At 64.1% G+C, this 17300-nt stretch carries 12 protein-coding genes; 1 reads left to right on the top strand and 11 read right to left on the bottom strand.

Going from position 1 to position 17300, the window contains the following annotated elements; genetic code table 11:
- Positions 1–236: 236 nt before the first annotated feature.
- A complete protein-coding gene (locus tag ACFP9U_RS08515; protein WP_378620577.1) occupies positions 237–3365 on the top strand; it encodes an autotransporter outer membrane beta-barrel domain-containing protein in 3129 nt (1042 codons plus the stop codon).
- 107 nt (positions 3366–3472) lie between these two features.
- Here the strand turns inward: ACFP9U_RS08515 and ACFP9U_RS08510 are convergent, their stop codons facing one another.
- The 11 genes from ACFP9U_RS08510 to ACFP9U_RS08460 form a co-directional block, all read right to left on the bottom strand.
- On the bottom strand, positions 3473–6442 hold the full coding sequence (locus ACFP9U_RS08510; protein ID WP_378620575.1) for a bifunctional [glutamine synthetase] adenylyltransferase/[glutamine synthetase]-adenylyl-L-tyrosine phosphorylase: 2970 nt from the start codon (positions 6440–6442) through the stop codon (positions 3473–3475).
- Entirely contained in the window at positions 6443–7852 is a 1410-nt protein-coding gene (locus ACFP9U_RS08505; RefSeq protein WP_378620590.1) for a sensor histidine kinase, read from the bottom strand.
- Positions 7849–8523, bottom strand: coding sequence for a response regulator transcription factor (locus ACFP9U_RS08500; RefSeq protein ID WP_378620574.1), 675 nt, complete (start codon positions 8521–8523; stop codon positions 7849–7851). Before ACFP9U_RS08500 ends, ACFP9U_RS08505 begins: the two co-directional genes overlap by 4 nt.
- Positions 8524–8648: 125 nt before the next feature.
- A complete protein-coding gene (locus ACFP9U_RS08495) occupies positions 8649–10151 on the bottom strand; it encodes a Do family serine endopeptidase (RefSeq protein ID WP_378620572.1) in 1503 nt (500 codons plus the stop codon).
- 149 nt (positions 10152–10300) lie between these two features.
- Positions 10301–10753: a cytochrome c-type biogenesis protein gene (locus ACFP9U_RS08490; RefSeq protein WP_378620571.1), complete on the bottom strand. Its 453-nt coding sequence runs from the start codon at positions 10751–10753 to the stop codon at positions 10301–10303.
- A complete protein-coding gene (locus ACFP9U_RS08485; RefSeq protein WP_378620569.1) occupies positions 10750–12741 on the bottom strand; it encodes a heme lyase CcmF/NrfE family subunit in 1992 nt (663 codons plus the stop codon). Before ACFP9U_RS08485 ends, ACFP9U_RS08490 begins: the two co-directional genes overlap by 4 nt.
- A 9-nt stretch (positions 12742–12750) precedes the next feature.
- Complete coding sequence (ccmE, locus tag ACFP9U_RS08480; protein ID WP_378620567.1) at positions 12751–13185, bottom strand: cytochrome c maturation protein CcmE; 435 nt, start codon at positions 13183–13185, stop codon at positions 12751–12753.
- Between the two features lie 7 nt (positions 13186–13192).
- Positions 13193–14329, bottom strand: a complete 1137-nt coding sequence (gene ccmI, locus ACFP9U_RS08475; protein WP_378620566.1) for a c-type cytochrome biogenesis protein CcmI — start codon at positions 14327–14329, stop codon at positions 13193–13195.
- Between the two features lie 77 nt (positions 14330–14406).
- Complete coding sequence (locus ACFP9U_RS08470; protein WP_378620564.1) at positions 14407–14817, bottom strand: RT0821/Lpp0805 family surface protein; 411 nt, start codon at positions 14815–14817, stop codon at positions 14407–14409.
- A 113-nt stretch (positions 14818–14930) separates the two neighbouring features.
- On the bottom strand, positions 14931–16286 hold the full coding sequence (locus ACFP9U_RS08465; protein ID WP_378620563.1) for an ATP-binding protein: 1356 nt from the start codon (positions 16284–16286) through the stop codon (positions 14931–14933).
- A 64-nt stretch (positions 16287–16350) separates the two neighbouring features.
- Complete coding sequence (locus ACFP9U_RS08460) at positions 16351–17016, bottom strand: response regulator transcription factor (protein WP_378620561.1); 666 nt, start codon at positions 17014–17016, stop codon at positions 16351–16353.
- Positions 17017–17300 lie beyond the last annotated feature (284 nt).

The raw sequence follows: 17300 nt of genomic DNA, 5'->3' as shown, positions 1-17300 counted from the left end.
CCTCTGGTCGCTGAAGCTTGCCAGATATCTCAAACTGAGATATTTTCATCGCAATATCCTTCGTTATCATTCGTTATATTTATTCCGTAAACTCATATATTCCTTTCTCAATTTCAGTAGCGCGTTTCATTATTTATAGGATTATCATGTACTTTCCTCGTGTCAGTTCTTTTCATTGTCGTCCACTTCACAGCGCTTCCACATCCCACCGCATCGTTCAGCGCCATTCCGCGCTGATGCTGGTCTCCGTCGCGGCCATCGGCGCAGTGTTGCTGTCGCCAGTGCCGTCCGAAGCCGCTTGCGGCACCTCGGGAAGGACGACCACGTGCGACAGCAACGATCCCAACCCGTGGACGCAGGCCGTCGGAACGGGCAACGGAGACGACGACAGGACGGTGGTCGTCGGTTCCGGTGCGGCGATACACACGCGCGAAATCAATGCGATCTCGCTGGGAGACAACGCGAACATCACGCTGAAAAGCAACTCGTCCGTCATAACCACGTCTGACATTAACAGCCCGGGCCTCAACGGCGGAGGCGAAAACACGATCGATTTCCGCAACAACTCGATACTCAAGGTCGAACGCAATGCTACGGTGATTGCCGAAGGAGCCGGCTCCATCAACGAGGCAGTGAATTTTTTCGGATCGGGAAACACCATCATCAATGGCGGCCTGATTCACTCGGAAAGAACACGGGTGATCTGGAGCGATTACGACACCGCCCCTCAAAACAAAATCATCAACGAGGAAACGGGTACCATCAGCTCCGGAAGCGGTGGCTCCGTCATCGGCGGCCAGGGTTCATATGACTTCACCAACAAGGGGCGCGTCATCGGCGACATCAGCTTCGGACCGAACGACGACAAGCTGCGCCTTCATCCCACGTCCAGAATTACCGGAGCGGTCGATGGAGGTGCAGGACATGACCAGCTGTTCCTCGAAGGGAACGAGGATGCCAGCTCCGACAGCGCCTTCAACGGCTTCGAGGAACTCACGAAGAACGGCACCGCAACCTGGACACTCGGCGGCACGCTCAACTCCCTCGAAAAGACAATGGTCAAAAGCGGGACGCTCGAGCTCACCGGCGACAATTCCGGTGCGAACGGTGAAATCTTCGTCGATGAGGACGCTTTCCTGGCGGCCGGGGCGAAAAGCCTCATGCAACAGATCCACAACCAGGGCACCGTGCGCCTCACCCAGACGGACGACGGAACCTATGGAGGCGTCATCTCGGGTGCCGGAAAGCTGGTCAAGGAAGGAACGGGAACGACCACGCTGACGAACGTCAACACCTACTCCGGCGAGACGCACATCAAGGAGGGCCGACTGTCACTTGCCGGCACAGGCAGTATCGAAGCCTCGGAGCTGGTCGAGGTCGACGGAACGTTCGACATCTCCGCCGTCGACGGCGCCAGTTCCACGGTCAAGCGGCTGACGGGAGGCAAGGCCGGAAGGGTGGCACTTGGGGACAACGAGCTGGTCTTCTCCGATGCGCAGGACGATACGTTCCACGGGACGATCAGCGGCAGCGGCGGGCTCGCCATCGCGAGCGGCAGACAGACGCTGACCGGCACCAACACCTACACGGGCGAGACGAAAATCGGCTCGAACGCCACGCTTCAAATCGGCGACGGCGGTACCAGTGGCAGCATCAAAGGCGATGTGGCCAACGACGGAGTCCTTGCTTTGAAGCGCTCCGATAACCAGACCTTTGCAGGAACGATCCACGGGAGCGGTGCTCTGCGCCATCTCGGCTCCGGCAGGACCACGCTGACCGGCCTCAACAGCTATTCCGGGCAAACCTCCGTCGAAAACGGCACGCTGGCCGCCGGGGCGGCCAATACGCTGAGTGCGGCGTCCGACCACGAGGTCTGGAAAGGTGCGGCGCTCGAACTGGCCGATCACGACCAGTCAATCAAATCGCTCGCCAATGCCGGGCTGGTCGATTTCGGCGACGCGGCCGGCACAACTTTGGATCTGCGTGAGGACTATGTCGGCCAAGAAGGAACGCTGCGGCTGAGCACCGTCCTTTCCGACGACGATTCGCGAACCGACCGGCTTCGCGTAAACGGCGACACGTCCGGAAGGTCCTACATTTCCGTCGACAATGCCGGCGGCGAAGGCGCGCTCACCAAGGACGGAATCAAGCTCGTCGACGTCGACGGTTCGTCCGATGGCGAATTTGAGCTTCTCGGCAACTACCGCGTAGGGGACCGGTCGTTGATCGGCATGGGCGCCTTCAGCTACGGCCTCTACAAGGACGGGATCTCCACCCCGAGAGATGGCGACTGGTATCTGCGCTCCACGTATCAGCCCGGCGCCGGACTCTATGAGGCCCTTCCGCGCCTCCTGCAGGCCATGAACGGATTGCCGAGCCTGAGGCAGCGGGTCGGCAACCGCTACTGGTCGGCGGCAGGAAATATCATGATCGCGCAGGGAGACGGCCCGGGCATCGCCGAGGCGCCGCCCAGCCCCGACCTTTCCGACCCCGCCTCGACGCTCGTCGACGGCCAAGCAGTGTGGGGGAGAATTGAAGGCCTGACCGGTACGTTCCGGCCCGACCGGTCGACCAGCCGGGCCGAATACGAGCAGTCGCTTTGGAAGGCGCAGGTGGGGCTCGACGGCCAGCTCTACGACACCATGGGCGGTGTGCTGATCGGCTCCGTTACGGGACACTATGCAAAGGGGACGGCGGACGTTTCTTCGCCCTCCGGCAACGGCAAGATCGACACAACCGGATTCGGCTTTGGCGGCGCGCTCACCTGGTACGGACAGCAGGGCTTCTATCTGGACAGTCAGGCCCAGGTGACATGGTACGATTCCGACCTCGAGTCCGCGGTGCTCGGCCAAACCATGGCATCCGGCGTAGAGGGCTTTGGCTATGCGCTGGGTATCGAGGCGGGACAGCGCTTCGAATTCGACGCGCACTGGGCATTGACGCCGCAGGCGCAACTCACCTACTCCAGCGTCGATTTTGATGATTTCGTCGATGTCGCGCCCTTCCGGGCGGATGTCTCGCTGCTCGATGCCGACAGCCTGCTCGGCCGCGCGGGACTGCAGGTCGACTACCAGAACAGCTGGCAAGCCGCCAACGGCACCACCAGCCGCCTGAGCTTCTACGGTTCCGGCAATCTTTACTACGAGTTCCTCGATGGCACGGAAGTGAGTGTCGGCAGCGCCAGGAAGGTGCCCTTCGCCAGCGCCGACGACCGCACATGGGCAGGTGTGGGGCTCGGCGGCTCCTACAACTGGTCGGACGATCGGTACTCCCTTCACGGTGAAGTCGTCGCCCGCACGAGCCTGGCCGATCTCGGCGACAGCTACAGCCTAGGCGGCACGGTGGGTCTGCGCATCAAGTGGTAAGCGGGTCAGCGGATACCTCTGCGAAGGGGGCTGCCAAGCGGCTGCCCCTTTTGAGCAGGTCGTCTCGAACCTAGTTCGGCACGGTGACCTCGTCACCGGAGACTTGGCTAGTCACGGCCCCTTTGCAAAAGCCGCTCGAAATGCCCCCTCACCCGCTTCGCCGTCTCCTTCAGATCCGCTTCCAGAACTCCCAGGTCCGGCAGGTCTACGCTGCGCAGGAGGATGTCCGCCAGGCCGGGCGGCACATTGTCGGGCTCGAACGGTCCGGTAAGGCAAAGGCGGATGTTCTGCGTCAGTGACGTGTAAAGCCGGTGCGCTGCGGCAAGCTCGGCGCTTGCCTGCTCGTCGGCGAAGCTTGGCGCAAGATTGGAAAGCACGTCGACGGTGCCGGTGGGGCGCGGTTCCAGCACGCATTTTCCGGCAAGCACCGCAAATTGGGCGATGAACTCCAGATCGATGACGCCGCCGGGGACGAGCTTGAGATCCCAGGCATCGCGAGGCGGCTTCTCCTTTTCCAGAAGTTCACGCATCTCCACGGCGTCGCACGCAATCTTGCCGGGATCGCGCGGCAGCGCCACGATTTCCTCCACTTCCGCGCGCACTTGTTCGCAAAGTCCGGGATCGCCGGCGACCGGCCGCGCCCGCGTCAACGCCATGTGCTCCCAAGTCCAGGCATCCTTGCGCTGATAGTTGTGGAAGGCGGCGATGTTCGTCGCCACCGGCCCCTTGTTGCCGGAGGGGCGCAGCCTGAGATCGAGCTCGTAGAGCACCCCCTCGGCGGTCGGGGCGGACACGGCCGATATGAGGCGCTGGGTCAGCCGGGCGTAGTAGTGGGACGGCGCCAGCGCCCTGGGGCCGTCAGACTCCTCGGCGTCCGGGGCATGGTCGTAGAGCAGGATCAGGTCCACGTCGGAGCCGGCCGTCAGTTCCCGGCTGCCGAGCTTGCCCATGCCGAGGATGACCGCCCGGCCGCCGCGAACGCGCCCGTGGGTCTGGGCAAACTCCTCCTGAACGGCGTCGAATGCGGCGCCGATGGTCAGGTCCGCAAGATCGGAAAACGCCTTGCCGGCGCGCGGGCCGTCGATGCTGCCCGTCAGAAGGCGGATACCGATGAGGAATTTCTGCTCCGCCGCGAAGATGCGCAGGCGATCAAGCACCTCCTCGTATATTCGGGCCGCCTTCAGAAAGGTCTCGAGTCGCTCGGCGAGATAGGCGCGATCGGGTAGCTCCGACAGCAGAGCCGGGTCGAGAAGGCCGTCGAAGACGTGTGGCCGACGTGTGACAATATCGGCCAGGCGCGGCGCAGCGCCCATGATCGTGGCCAGCATCTGCAACAGACGCGGATTGGACTGCAGCAGCGAAAAGAGCTGGATTCCCGCCGGCAGTCCGGACAGGAACTGGTCGAAGCGGAGCAAGGCCTCATCTGCGCGGCGCGTGCCGCCGAAGGACTCCAGCAAGGCCGGCGTGAGCTCCGTCAGCCGCTCGCGTGCCTCGGCCGACTGGGTCACCCGGTAGCGGCCGAAATGCCAGCCGCGAATGACCCTGCAGATGTCGCTCGGGCGCGCGAAGCCGAGCTCGGATAGGGTTTGCAGCGTGCCGGGATCGTCGACATCTCCGGTGAAGACCAGGTTCCCGACACCGCGCGAAAGCTGCGGGGCGGTCTCGAAGAGCGCCGCATAATGCCCCTCCACCATGACGAGCGCCTTGCGGAAGGCCTCGGCGAAGGCTTCGCCATCGGCATAGCCGAGCAACAGAGCGATGCGCCGGAGCCCGTCGGGGTCCTCGGGGAGCGTATGCGTCTGCTCGTCCGCGACTATCTGCAACGCGTGCTCGACGTCGCGCAGGAACCAGTACTGTTTCGCCAGCCCCTCGCACGCCTCCTCGGAAATCCAACCGCGCTCGGCCAATTTGTGTAGCGTGGCGACGGTCGTCCGGCTGCGCAGTTCCGGAAAGCGCCCGCCGGCGATCAGCTGCTGGGTCTGGACGAACAACTCGATCTCGCGAATCCCGCCGCGCCCGAGCTTGACGTTGTGCCCCAGCACCGCCACGTCGCCGTGCCCCTTGTGGGCGTGGATCTGCCGCTTGATGGAATGGACGTCGGCAATGGCGGCATAGTCGAGATATTTTCGCCAGACATAGGGCTGCAGCTCGCGCAGGAAGGCTTCGCCCGCCTTCACGTCGCCGGCCACCGGGCGCGCCTTGATCATGGCCGCCCGCTCCCAGTTCTGGCCACGGCTTTCATAGTAGTTGAGCGCGGCTTCCACCGGGATCGCCAGCGGGGTCGCGCCGGGATCGGGCCGCAGCCGCAAGTCGGTGCGAAAGACGTAACCGTCGGCGGTACGGTCCTGCAGGATACGCACCAGCCTGCGCGTCAGACGGACGAAAAGATCCGTCGCCTCGAGCGGGTCGGGGATGGCCGGCGCCTCGGGATCGACGAGGGCGATGAGGTCGATGTCGGAGGAGTAGTTGAGCTCGAGCGCGCCCAGCTTGCCCATGGCGAGCAGGATCCATCCCGACCCGGGGGCGGGATCGTCCGGGTCCGGCAGGCGCAGCTTGCCCTGACGGTGTGCGTCGCGCAGGAGAAAATCGACGGCCGCGCAGAGGCACGAATCGGCAAGCGCGCTGAGCCGTTTGACGGTCGTCTCCGCGTCTACGGCACCGGAGAGATCGCACAGCCCAACGAGGAAATGCGCTTCGCGCTTCAGCCGGCGCAGTGCCGCCATCACGCTCGCCTCGGTGGCGTCCTCGGCGAATGGCGCCGCCCGAACCGCATCGTTCAGCCGCGCAAGCCGTACGTCCACGGGTTCATCGAAGAGCGCCTCGAGGCTTTGCGGCGCCCAGCGGGCGCAATCGCGCAGATAAGGCGACAGCGTGAATGCCGCGCCGAGGAAATCCGCCAGCGGGCCGTCCGAAGTCAACAGGCCGGCTAGGCGTGGACACTCTTCCGCGTGCGCGGTCTCGGCAAGAGATTCGCGTTCTCCACGCGCGTGCTCGGCATCGAGCGGGCTGAGCCGGCGCACCGGTTTGCCGAACCATGCCGACCCGTCTCGGCTTTCCTGTGCGACGTCTCCAGACATTCACCCATTCTTGCCTGTCGGAAAGACCATCGCAACCGATAGCCCCTGCCCGCCGCCGAAAATTTCCAGGCGGCCGCCGTGGAACGTCATGACGGCCTTGGCCAGGCTCAGGCCCAGACCCGAACCCGGCTGCGTACGGCTTGCCTCGAGCCTGACGAACCGCTCGGTCACCCGCTCGCGGTCCGCATCGGGAATGCCGGGGCCGTTGTCACGGACCGTCAGGCGCGCGAAATTGCCCTCCCGAACCAGGGAAACCGAAACCGCCGGCTCCTTAGCAGTATCCGCAGAATATTTGATGGCGTTGTCGACGATGTTCGAAAGCGCTTGCCCGATCAGCTCGCGATTGCCGTCGATATGTACCGGCTGAGGCGCGTCGGCGCCGAGTGTGACGCCCATTTCCTCCGCCGCCGGCTCGTACAGGTCAACGACGTCGGCAACGATAGCTGCAAGATCGACGCTGGCCGTCGTTTCGGCCGAGTAGCCGGCTTCCAGGCGCGAGATCATCAAGATCGCGTTGAAGGTGCGGATGAGCTGATCCGATTCGGCGATCGTCTGTTCCAGTGCCTCGCGGCAGGGGGCATCACCGCCGGTGCTGTTCAGGGCGGCTTCGGCGCGGTTGCGCAGGCGCGTCAGCGGCGTCTTGAGATCGTGGGCGATGTTGTCGGAGACCTGCTTCAGGCCCTCGTTGAGAGCGGCGATACGGTCGAGCATTGCGTTGAGATTTTCCGACAGGCGGTCGAACTCGTCCCCAGCGCTGGAAACGGGCAGCCGCCGGGTCAGGTCGCCGCCCATGATCTGGGCGCTGGCTTCGGAGACGCTGTCGATGCGCTTGAGGGCGGTGCGGCCGATAAAGTACCAGATCAGAATCGCCCCGAGCCCCATCATGCCAAGGGCCGCCATCAGGGCCCGGCGGACGACGAGACGGAATTTCTCCGGCTCGCCCAGATCCCGGCCGACAAGCAGGATCATGTCGTTGGGCAGCCGGATCACCTGGGCCACGGCAGTATGCCGCAACCTCCCGCCGTCCTCCTGGGCTTCGCCGTAGCGGCGGTAGGCGAAGGGCCGGCTCGTCCAGCCTACCGAATCGAGCACGCCGGGTTCTATCGCCTCGACATTGCCGGACAGGATGAGGCCGTTGGGGTTCGTGATCAGATAGAGATTGGCACTCGGCTGCCGCGAGCGCAGGTCCATCACACGGACTAGTGTCGGCAGCCCGCCGCGCCGGTATGCCCGGGAAAGCCCGTTCACCTCTTCGACGATCGCCTCGCGCGTCTGTGCGGTCAGCATGCGCACCGACAGCGAGGTCACGTAGAAGACAAGAACCACCGCGCAAACGGTGAACAGCAGAAGATAGAGTGCGGAAAGCCGCGCCGCAGTCGTCTTCATGATGGCCGGCATGGCAGGCATCAGTCGGCCCGGAGCATGTAGCCCGCGCCACGAACCGTATGCAGGACGGGTTTGTCGAAGCCCTTCTCGATTTTGCCGCGCAGGCGCGAGATATGCACGTCGATGACGTTGGTCTGCGGATCGAAGTGGTAGTCCCACACATTCTCCAGGAGCATGGTGCGGGTCACCACCTGGCCGGCATGACGCATGAGGTATTCGAGCAGGCGAAACTCGCGCGGCTGCAGGGCGATCTCCTGGCCGTCGCGCCGCACGGTGTGGGACAGGCGATCGAGCTCCAGATCGCCCACCCGATAGACGGTTTCCACGTCCTTGGCACCGCCGCGGCGTTTCAGAACCTCGACGCGGGCGAGCAGTTCGGAGAAGGCATAGGGCTTGGTCAGGTAGTCGTCCCCGCCGGCGCGCAGGCCGGTCACCCGGTCGTCCACCTCGCCCAGGGCGGAGAGAATGAGCGCCGGCGTGGCATTGCCCTTGGAGCGCAGTTCGGCGATGATCGACAGTCCGTCGCGACGCGGCAGCATGCGGTCGATGACGAAGACGTCGTAGCTGCCGCCGTCGGCCAGCGCGAATCCGGTTTCACCGTCGGGAGCCACATCCGCGACGTGGCCAGCTTCCGAAAACGCCTTTCTCAGAAAGCTCGCGGCCTCGTGGTCGTCTTCGATCACCAGAATCTTCATGTCGGTACATATACCCGGATCGCGGGGCGCTGGACAGAAACCCGTGCCGCCGCGAAAAGCGCGCTTTGGCGGCGGCACGGGAAGCGGCCCGCCCGCCCCCGCCGTAGGCGAGCCGCACTTCCAGGTCAGCCGATGGGCAGCGCCGCGAAGCTGTTGGCGCCTTCGCGCTCGATCTGCACCAGAACCGCGCCACGGCCGGCCTCCGACGCCGCGTCGACCGCGGCGCGCAGGTCATCCAGCGACTCCACCGGCTGCGAATTGACCGACCGGATGATGTCGCCCGGCATGAGGCCGGTCTCCGCCGCTGCGCTCTCCGGATCCACATCGGTGATGACGAGCCCGCCGCCATCCTCCGCCGGTGTCACCGAAAAGCCGAAATCGGTGGGCGTCGCCGGCGCCGGGGCGCCCGGCGCCAAGGCGGTCTGTTGCTCGTCCGGCATTTCGCCGAGCTTCACATCGATGTCTTCGGGTTGGCCGTTGCGCCACACGGTGACTTGCACGTTCTCGCCCGGGTCGCGGTTGCCGATGTTGCGTGCAAGCTCACGCGGCGAGGCGACATTCTCGCCGTCAATGGCGATGACCACGTCACCTGCCCGCATGCCCGATTCGGCAGCCGGTTCGCCTTCATTGGCGTTCTCGATGAACACGCCCTGGCTCTTTTCCAGACCGACCGCGTCTGCCATCTCCGGTGTCAGTTCCCTGATCTGCACGCCGAGCCAGCCGCGTTCGATCGTGCCGTCGTCGATCAGGTCCGTCACGACGGATTTGGCGAGGTTGGCGGGGATCGCAAAGGCGATGCCGACATTGCCGCCGGAAGGCGAGAAGATCGCGGTGTTGACGCCGACGACCTTGCCGGAAAGGTCGAAGGTCGGGCCGCCGGAGTTGCCACGGTTCACCGCCGCGTCGATCTGCAGGAAATCGTCGTAGGGACCGGCATTGATAACACGGCTGCGCGCCGAAACGATGCCGGCCGTGACCGTTCCGCCAAGACCGAACGGATTGCCGACGGCGACCACCCAATCACCGACCCGAACATTGTCGTCATCGGCGAAATCGACATAGGTGAAGTCCCGGTCGGCATCGACCTTGAGCACCGCCAGGTCGGTCCGTGGATCGGTTCCGACCAGATCCGCCGAAAGCTCGGTGCTGTCGTCCAGGACCACGACATAGTCGTCGCCACCCTGGATCACGTGATTGTTCGTCACCAGATAGCCGTCCTCGGAGATGAAGAAGCCCGATCCCTGGGCCATGGGGCGCTCACGCGGCGGACGCGGCGGTCCGGAGCGCCCTTCCCCGCGATGGCCGAACTGATCGAAAAAGCGCCTCAGGGGATGATCGTCGGGAAGATTCTCAAAGCCCGGCATATCGAAAAAGGGGCTTCCGGCCATTTCGCTTTGCGGGGGCGTCTTGCCGCTGACGCGAACGCTCACCACCGCCGGGGACACCGCCTCCACGACGTCGGCGAAGCTGGGCGCCTGCACCGGCTTTTGAAGCTCGACCGGATCAGCCAGGACGGGCAGCGACCCGACACCGACCGCACCGGCGCCGATGGCGCCGGCCACCGCCAGCGAGGCGACCGCGGCGACGAGCCGGGAACGCACTTTGGACGTGGTTTTTTCAGAGTTCATGGCGGAATTTGCTCCTCTTGCCATTCACAGTCATCGTAGATTGCGTGGGCGCATCTCTGCGTCTTCCAGGCGACACATAAGCGCTACCACCTTACGATGCCATTTCCTCCGAATGAAACTTTGGTAATCTTCGCAGCCGTTGGAGCGTCTTAGTTGCGCTCATTGAGGATTTTCTCGAGCGTCTTTTCCTCTTCCGCCGACAGGGCGGCGGTGCGGCCACCTCTCCGGCGCAAGCTCACAACGAGGAGCATCCCGCCTCCCAGGAGCACGAGGACGGGCGTTGCCCAAAGCAGCGCGTTGCGCAGACTGAAGCGGGGCTTCAGAAGCACGAACTCCCCATAGCGGGACACCACGTAATTGAGCACCTCTGCATCCGTGTCGCCGGCGCGGATGCGCTCGCGCACGAGGACGCGCAGGTCACGGGCCAGTTCGGCGTCGGAATCGTCGATGGACTGGTTCTGGCAGACCATGCAGCGCAACTCGGCGGAGATTTCGCGCGCGCGCTGCTCGAGGGCGGGATCGCCCAGCATCTCGTCGGGCTGCACCGCATGTGCTGGAACGGCAAGTGCCAACAGGAGCGACAGGAGAACAGCCCGCATCATCCGCGCCGTCCTTCAGCACCTGCCAGCGCAGCCTTGCGGCCGGCCGGCGCGCCTACGCGCAATCGGCGGTCCATCAGCGACAGGCTTCCTCCGACGACCATGACCAGGGCCCCGAGCCAGATGAGCGTCACCATGGGCTTCCACCAGATGCGGACGACCCGGCCGCCGTCGACGGTGGGATCGCCGAGCGAGACGTAAAGCTGGCTCAGACCCATCGTCCGGATCCCGGCTTCCGTGGTCGGCGTGCCGCGCGCGGTGTAGACCCGTTTGGAGGAAACGATCTCCCCCAGTTGCCGGCCGTCCGTTCCGGACAAGAGAAACCGTCCCCGCTCTTCCGTATAGTTAGGGCCGGTGAAGGGCCGCATGCCTTCAAACTGCAGCGTGAAGCCGCTGATCTCGGTCGACTGGCCGGAATGCATGGTCAGGATGCGCTCTGTCTCCAGCGCCGTAACACAGACAACGCCGAGGGTGGTAAGGCCCAGCCCGGCATGGGCAAGCGCGGTTCCGAAGACGGATAGCGGCAACCCCTTGAGCCTCCGCAGGCTCGTCGCGATCGGCGTCTTGCCCGCCCCCGCCTTGAGCGCCAGGTCGATAAGCGCCCCGAAAACGAGCCACAGGCCGATGCCGATCCCCGCCGCGGCAAGGGCCGTGGCCCGGTCGACGAGGAAATAGGCGAAAAATGCGCCGAGCACCGCCATGGCAAATGCGAGGTGCAGGCGCTGGGCGGCCGCAAGCAGGTCGGCCCTCTTCCACGCCAGGACCGGCCCGAAGGGGACGGCGACGAGCAGCGGCAGGAAGAGCGGCACGAAGGTGAGGTTGAAGAAGGGGGCGCCGACCGAAATCTTCTCCCCCGTTATCGCCTCGACGACGAGGGGATAGAGCGTTCCCACCAGAACCGTCGCCGCGGCGGTGGTGAGCAGGAGGTTGTTGAGGACCAGCGCCCCCTCCCGAGAGATCGGCGCGAACAGACCGCCGGGCGCGAGCGCTGCCGCGCGCAGTGCGAAAAGTGCCAGCGCCCCACCGATGAAGAAAATTAGGATAGCCAGAATGAACACACCCCGCGTCGGGTCGGATGCAAAGGTGTGGACCGATGTCAGAACGCCGGAACGCACCAGGAAAGTTCCCAGCAGCGACAACGAAAAGGTGAGAATGGAAAGCAGCACCGTCCAGATTTTCAGCGCCGAGCGCTTTTCCATCACGAGCGCGGAATGGAGCAGTGCCGTCCCGGTAAGCCACGGCAGGAAAGACGCGTTCTCAACCGGGTCCCAGAACCAGAAACCGCCCCAGCCGAGTTCGTAATAGGCCCAGTAGGAGCCGACTGCGATGCCGCCGGTCAGAAAGGCCCAGGCGGCCAGCGTCCACGGCCGCACCCAGCGCGCCCAGGCGGCGTCGATACGCCCCTCGATCAGGGCGGCAATCGCGAAGGAGAATGAAATGGAGAAGCCGACATAGCCGAGGTAAAGCAAGGGCGGATGGATTGCCAGACCGACATCCTGGAGGATGGGATTGAGGTCGCGCCCCTCGATCGGTGCCGGCTGCAACCGTGCGAATGGATTGGAGGTGAACAGGATGAACAGCAGGAAGGCGGCGGCCACGAGCCCCTGCACCGCCAGAACATTCGCCTTCAGGCTCGGCGGCAGGTTGCGGCCGAAAGCAGCCACCAGTGCACCGAACAACGACAGAATGAGGACCCACAGAAGCATCGAGCCTTCATGGTTGCCCCAGGTGCCGGTGATCTTGAAGAGGAGCGGCTTGGCCGAGTGCGAATTCTCCCAGACGTTGGCGACGGAAAAGTCCGACTGAACATAGGCGAGAACGAGCGCGGCGAAGGAAATGGCGAGGAACGCAAAGCCGGTGATCGCGACCGGTCCGCCCACATGCATCAACCGCGCACTACCGATCCGCGCTCCGACAAACGGCACGCAAAACTGCACCAGCGCGAGCGCCAGTGCCAAAACGAGGGCAAAATGGCCAAGTTCAACGCTCATCCTGCACCCCTACTCCTCCTGCCAAACGCCGCGTTCCTTCAGGCTGTCGGCAACCTCGCGCGGCATATAGGTCTCGTCGTGCTTGGCGAGAACGGTGTCGGCCAGGAAAGTCCCATCGGCACCGATAATACCTTCCGTCACCACGCCCTGCTCTTCCCGGAACAAATCCGGCAGGATGCCATCGTAGACGACCGGAACCGAATTTCCGTGATCGGTGACGGAAAAGCGCACGCGCGTACCTTCCCCTCGGACAATGGACCCTTCCTCCACCAATCCGCCGAGGCGGATACGCTCACCGGCGGCGGCGGATTGGGAAAGCAGATCCGACGGCATGTAGAAATAGGAAGTCTGCTGGCCCAGCGCATAGAATGTCAGACCGGCCGCCAGGGCCAGGAATGCCATTCCCATACCGATCACCGATAGTCGCTTCTGTTTCCGCGTCACATCCCACCTACTCGCTTCGTGAAATGCCGAGTGTCTCGGCATAGTCTATCAGCGCAGTGGCTTCGGCGCTTTGCCCATCGAGGGCGGCTACGGCCCGCTGCAGGGCATCTGCCGCCTCTTCCTGCCTGCCCAAAACCACATAGGAACGCAACAGCCGCCGCCAAGCGTCGGTATCCGAGGGATCCTCCCGCAGCCGCGCGTCCAGACTGGACACCATTCCTTCGATCATCTCCTGGCGTGCCTGGGGAGACATCTGATCTGCCGCCGCAAGATCCTCCTGCGTGGGGCCTTCTTTTCCTGGCGGACTTTCCTCCCGCAGGCCTGCCGAAAGACCGGCAACGGCGCGGCGTGCCGCCTGCCGCCATGGGGATTCCTCCGGCAGATCCGCGGCAAGCGCATTCCACATGCTGCGCGCATCAGCGGCATTTCCCTCCTGGGCGCGGGCCATCGCCATGAAGAAGCGGGCACGCGGGTTGGCTCCGTCCAGCGACAATGCACGGGCAAAAGCCGCTTCGGCGTCAGCCGTAACGATACCGCCCGCCTGACCGACCAGCGCCTCGCCGAGTGCGGCCTCGCGGGCAGCGCTCGCTCCGCTAAGTTCGATCGTCTTGCGGTACGCATCCACCGCATCGGAATAACGGCCGAGGCGCGCATAGATGGGGGCAAGCGTTTCCCAGCCGCGAACATCGTCGGGATTACTGGCCAGAAAGGCTTCGGCGCGCGCGATCAGTTCCTCGACGGTGGCCTGCGCAGGGTCCCCGGCCAGGCGCTGCTCGAGCGGCGACGCCGGCATGCCGGGCGAACCTGTCAGAGCATAGAGGCTCCAGCTCAGCACGGGCACGACCAACACCGCCGCTGTGGCGACCACACGCGCCGTGCGGCCGGAAGCGGTCCAGCTTCCGGGGCTGTCTTCCTGCTCCAGGCGCAGAATCCGGCGGCCGATCTCGGCACGTGCCTCGGTCGCGTCCTCTTTGCTGATCAGGCCGCGGCGCATCTCCTGCTCGAGTTCGGCGAGTTGATCGCGATAGACGCTCAGATCATGCTGCGCGCCCGATGCCACCTTCAGGCGGCCGCGCAAGAAGGGATACATCACCGCCAGCGAGGCGGCGAGCGTCAGAAGCGCGGCAAGAACCCAGAACAGCATGCCTTCAATTATCCGTCATACCGGACGCTGCCAACTCCCGAAGTATGCGGCCTTTTGGCATAACGCCCGGCATCGCATCAGTTCAGCAGAGTCCAGCTTCCGTCTGCGTTGCGGCAAGCGGTACCGCGCACCGAACGAGCGGCCCCTCCCGCGCGCACCACATGGGTGTAGGGCCGGCAATCCTGCGACCCCACCCGATAGGGTTGGGCCGCCGTCACCGTACCACCGTGGCCGGTCCCTTCGTCGCCCCAGGCGACGGGCTCTCCGGCCGGAGTCGATTCAAGCGCACGATACTCGGCGTTGATGGCCGCCAGACGCTCGCCGCGCGTCAATTCGGCGCCGCTGATCGCCACCAGGGATCCGCCGACAAGCCCCCCTACCGGATCTACGTCCTTCGTTTCCACCGGCTGCGTGAGCCCCCCTTGATAGGTTTCACCGAGGTCCGCAGCGCAGCCAGAAAGGGCGAGGATCGCAACACCGGCAGCCATTCTAGATTTCATTGCTGTCCACCCGCTCAATCGTACGTTTGCAAAGGCGCCGCCTCCTATAGAGCATGTTTGACGGAACTTTGTTCAAATCCGAAGCACGTGCATGCGCCAAGCTACGCGCTCGCGAGTTTCACTTCCACCTTGAGACCGCCGAGCGCGGAACGGTCCAGCTTCAGCGTCCCCCCATACTCCTCCACCAGATCGGCGACAATGGCCAGCCCCAGTCCGCTTCCGGGCTTGCTCTCGTCCAACCTGCGACCGCGTTGCAAGGCCTGCCGGGCCTGGTCCTCCGGGATCCCCGGCCCGTCGTCCTCTATGAGGATAGCAAAGCTGCGGCGTTCCACCGTACCTTCTGCCGGCGCCTCCAGGATCAGCACGACTCGGCTTTCGGCCCATTTCATCGCATTCTCCAGGAGATTGCCCGTCATCTCCTCGAGATCCTCCCGCTCGCCTGCGAAGACCACATCCTCCGGTGGCAGGCGAAGCTCCAGCCGCTTTTCGGGATTAAGCTTTCCGGCGACCCGCGCCATGCGCTCCAGGGTCTCGTTGACGGGGCTGCGCAAAGCGAGGGAATTACGCTGGGCTGCAGCACGCGCGCGTTGAAGATAATAGTCGATCTGCTGCCGCATTGCCGAAGCCTGGGCGGAAATCAATGCACCGCGCTGCCCCTCCATCGCCCGGCCCTCGTTCATCAACACGGCAAGTGGCGTTTTCAGCGAGTGGGCGAGATTGCCCACCTGCTTACGCGAGCGCTCGATGATCCGGCGGTTGCTTTCGATCAGTGCATTCGTCTCTTCCGCCAGCGGCACGATCTCGCCGGGAAACGGGCCGGAAAGGCGTTCGGCGGTGCCGGCGCGGATATCGGCCAGCGCCAGCCGTATGCTCCGCAGCGGCCTCAGCGCGAGGAGGATCGCGAACGCGTTGATGGCTACCGTGCCAAGTCCGAATAGCGCCAGATACGTAAAGAGCCGCCGCGTGAAATTTGCGATCTCATCTTCCAGTTCGCTGTGGTTGCCCATGACCCGAAACCGGGCAATGCGCTCGTCCTCCCCGAGCACGATCTCCGCTTCGAGAACCTGGATCGTCTCCCCTCCTGGGCCCCGCGCCAGATAGGTGCGCTGATACTCCCGGTTGAACGGCACGGCGGCGGTGGAGGGAGAAGAGATCGTGCGCGTCAAAGAGGCCGAATGCAGGGGATCATGCAGGGAATCCGAAGCCGGTTCGACAGCCCAATACCAGCCGGACTCCGGTTCGGAGAAACGCAGGTCACCCAGATTGGGACTTCCCTCGAGTCGGCCCGCGTCCGAGGCGCTTACCGACGCGATCAGGTTGAAAAGATGTGCCGACAGAACCTCTTCGAAGCCGCGGTTGCTGACTTGCCTGAAGAGCGTCGAGATGACCGTGGCGATTACCACGAGTGCAATGACGGCCCAGATGGTGGAGAACGCAACGACACGGAACGTCAGCATTCGAGGCATGCGCCGGAGGCGCGATAGGGACGAGTTCAGCCGCGTGCGCACCCGCCCGGCCTGCTCATTCATTCGGCTCGCGCATGCGGTAGCCCATGCCGCGCACGGTTTCGATCAAGTCGGAGCCCAGCTTCTTGCGCAAACGACCGACAAAGACTTCTATCGTGTTGGAATCCCGATCAAAATCCTGGTCATAGAGATGTTCGACAAGTTCGGTGCGCGAGATAACCGAACCCTTGTGGTGCATCAGATAGGCCAGCATCCGATATTCGTGCGATGTCAGCTTCAGGGGGACGCCGTTGATGTCGGCCTTGGAAGCGCGGGTGTCCACTCTCAACGGGCCGCAGTAAAGTTCCGATGAGGCATGACCGGTGGCCCGGCGAATAAGCGCGCGCAAGCGGGCCAGGACCTCCTCCATGTGAAACGGTTTCGTCACATAGTCGTCGGCGCCGGCATCTATGCCGGAGACCTTGTCGCTCCAGCGATCGCGCGCGGTCAGGATCAAAACCGGCATCGTCCGGCCGTCCCGACGCCAGCGTTCCAGAATGCTGATTCCGTCCATCCGCGGCAGGCCGACATCGAGCACCACGGCATCATAGGGCTCCGTATCACCCAGAAAATGGCCTTCCTCCCCGTCGAACGCCTTGTCTACGACATAGCCCGCATCCTGCAGAGCGGCGCTGATCTGCCGGTTGAGATCGAGATCATCTTCGATAACGAGTATCCGCATGAAACCGCTACGTTTTTAAGAACACCTTTGGATGAACAACCGTGTGGCGAATCCGGCTATTGCAACGGAACGGTGAACTCCCGGCGCCGCGGCCGCTCTCCGCCCTGCCCCGGGACCAACACCACGATCCTGCAGACGGTCTGGCCGCCGCTTGATTCGGCCGAAGCCTTCGCCAGCGTCCCACCGTTCTCGGCCGCAATACGCTGGCCGATGGCATAGCAGTCTGCATCGCTCTGGGCGAGCAAAATCGGCTTTTCGGGCCAATTCTGGCCGTATGCCGTGGA

Origin of the sequence: Nitratireductor sp. GCM10026969, from assembly GCF_042660605.1 — a bacterium.
Classification (GTDB): domain Bacteria; phylum Pseudomonadota; class Alphaproteobacteria; order Rhizobiales; family Rhizobiaceae; genus Chelativorans.
The sequence above is the reverse complement of the archived record's forward strand: the minus strand, read 5'-3'. Positions and strand labels throughout refer to the sequence as shown.

Coding starts and splice junctions, on each gene's coding strand:
- ACFP9U_RS08515 (WP_378620577.1), top strand. CDS start 237: ATGCTGGTCTCCGTCGCGGCCATCGGCGCAGTGTTGCTGTCGCCAGTG.
- ACFP9U_RS08510 (WP_378620575.1), bottom strand. CDS start 6,442: ATGTCTGGAGACGTCGCACAGGAAAGCCGAGACGGGTCGGCATGGTTC.
- ACFP9U_RS08500 (WP_378620574.1), bottom strand. CDS start 8,523: ATGAAGATTCTGGTGATCGAAGACGACCACGAGGCCGCGAGCTTTCTG.
- ACFP9U_RS08495 (WP_378620572.1), bottom strand. CDS start 10,151: ATGAACTCTGAAAAAACCACGTCCAAAGTGCGTTCCCGGCTCGTCGCC.
- ACFP9U_RS08490 (WP_378620571.1), bottom strand. CDS start 10,753: ATGATGCGGGCTGTTCTCCTGTCGCTCCTGTTGGCACTTGCCGTTCCA.
- ACFP9U_RS08485 (WP_378620569.1), bottom strand. CDS start 12,741: ATGAGCGTTGAACTTGGCCATTTTGCCCTCGTTTTGGCACTGGCGCTC.
- ccmI (WP_378620566.1), bottom strand. CDS start 14,329: ATGCTGTTCTGGGTTCTTGCCGCGCTTCTGACGCTCGCCGCCTCGCTG.
- ACFP9U_RS08470 (WP_378620564.1), bottom strand. CDS start 14,817: ATGGCTGCCGGTGTTGCGATCCTCGCCCTTTCTGGCTGCGCTGCGGAC.
- ACFP9U_RS08465 (WP_378620563.1), bottom strand. CDS start 16,286: ATGCTGACGTTCCGTGTCGTTGCGTTCTCCACCATCTGGGCCGTCATT.
- ACFP9U_RS08460 (WP_378620561.1), bottom strand. CDS start 17,016: ATGCGGATACTCGTTATCGAAGATGATCTCGATCTCAACCGGCAGATC.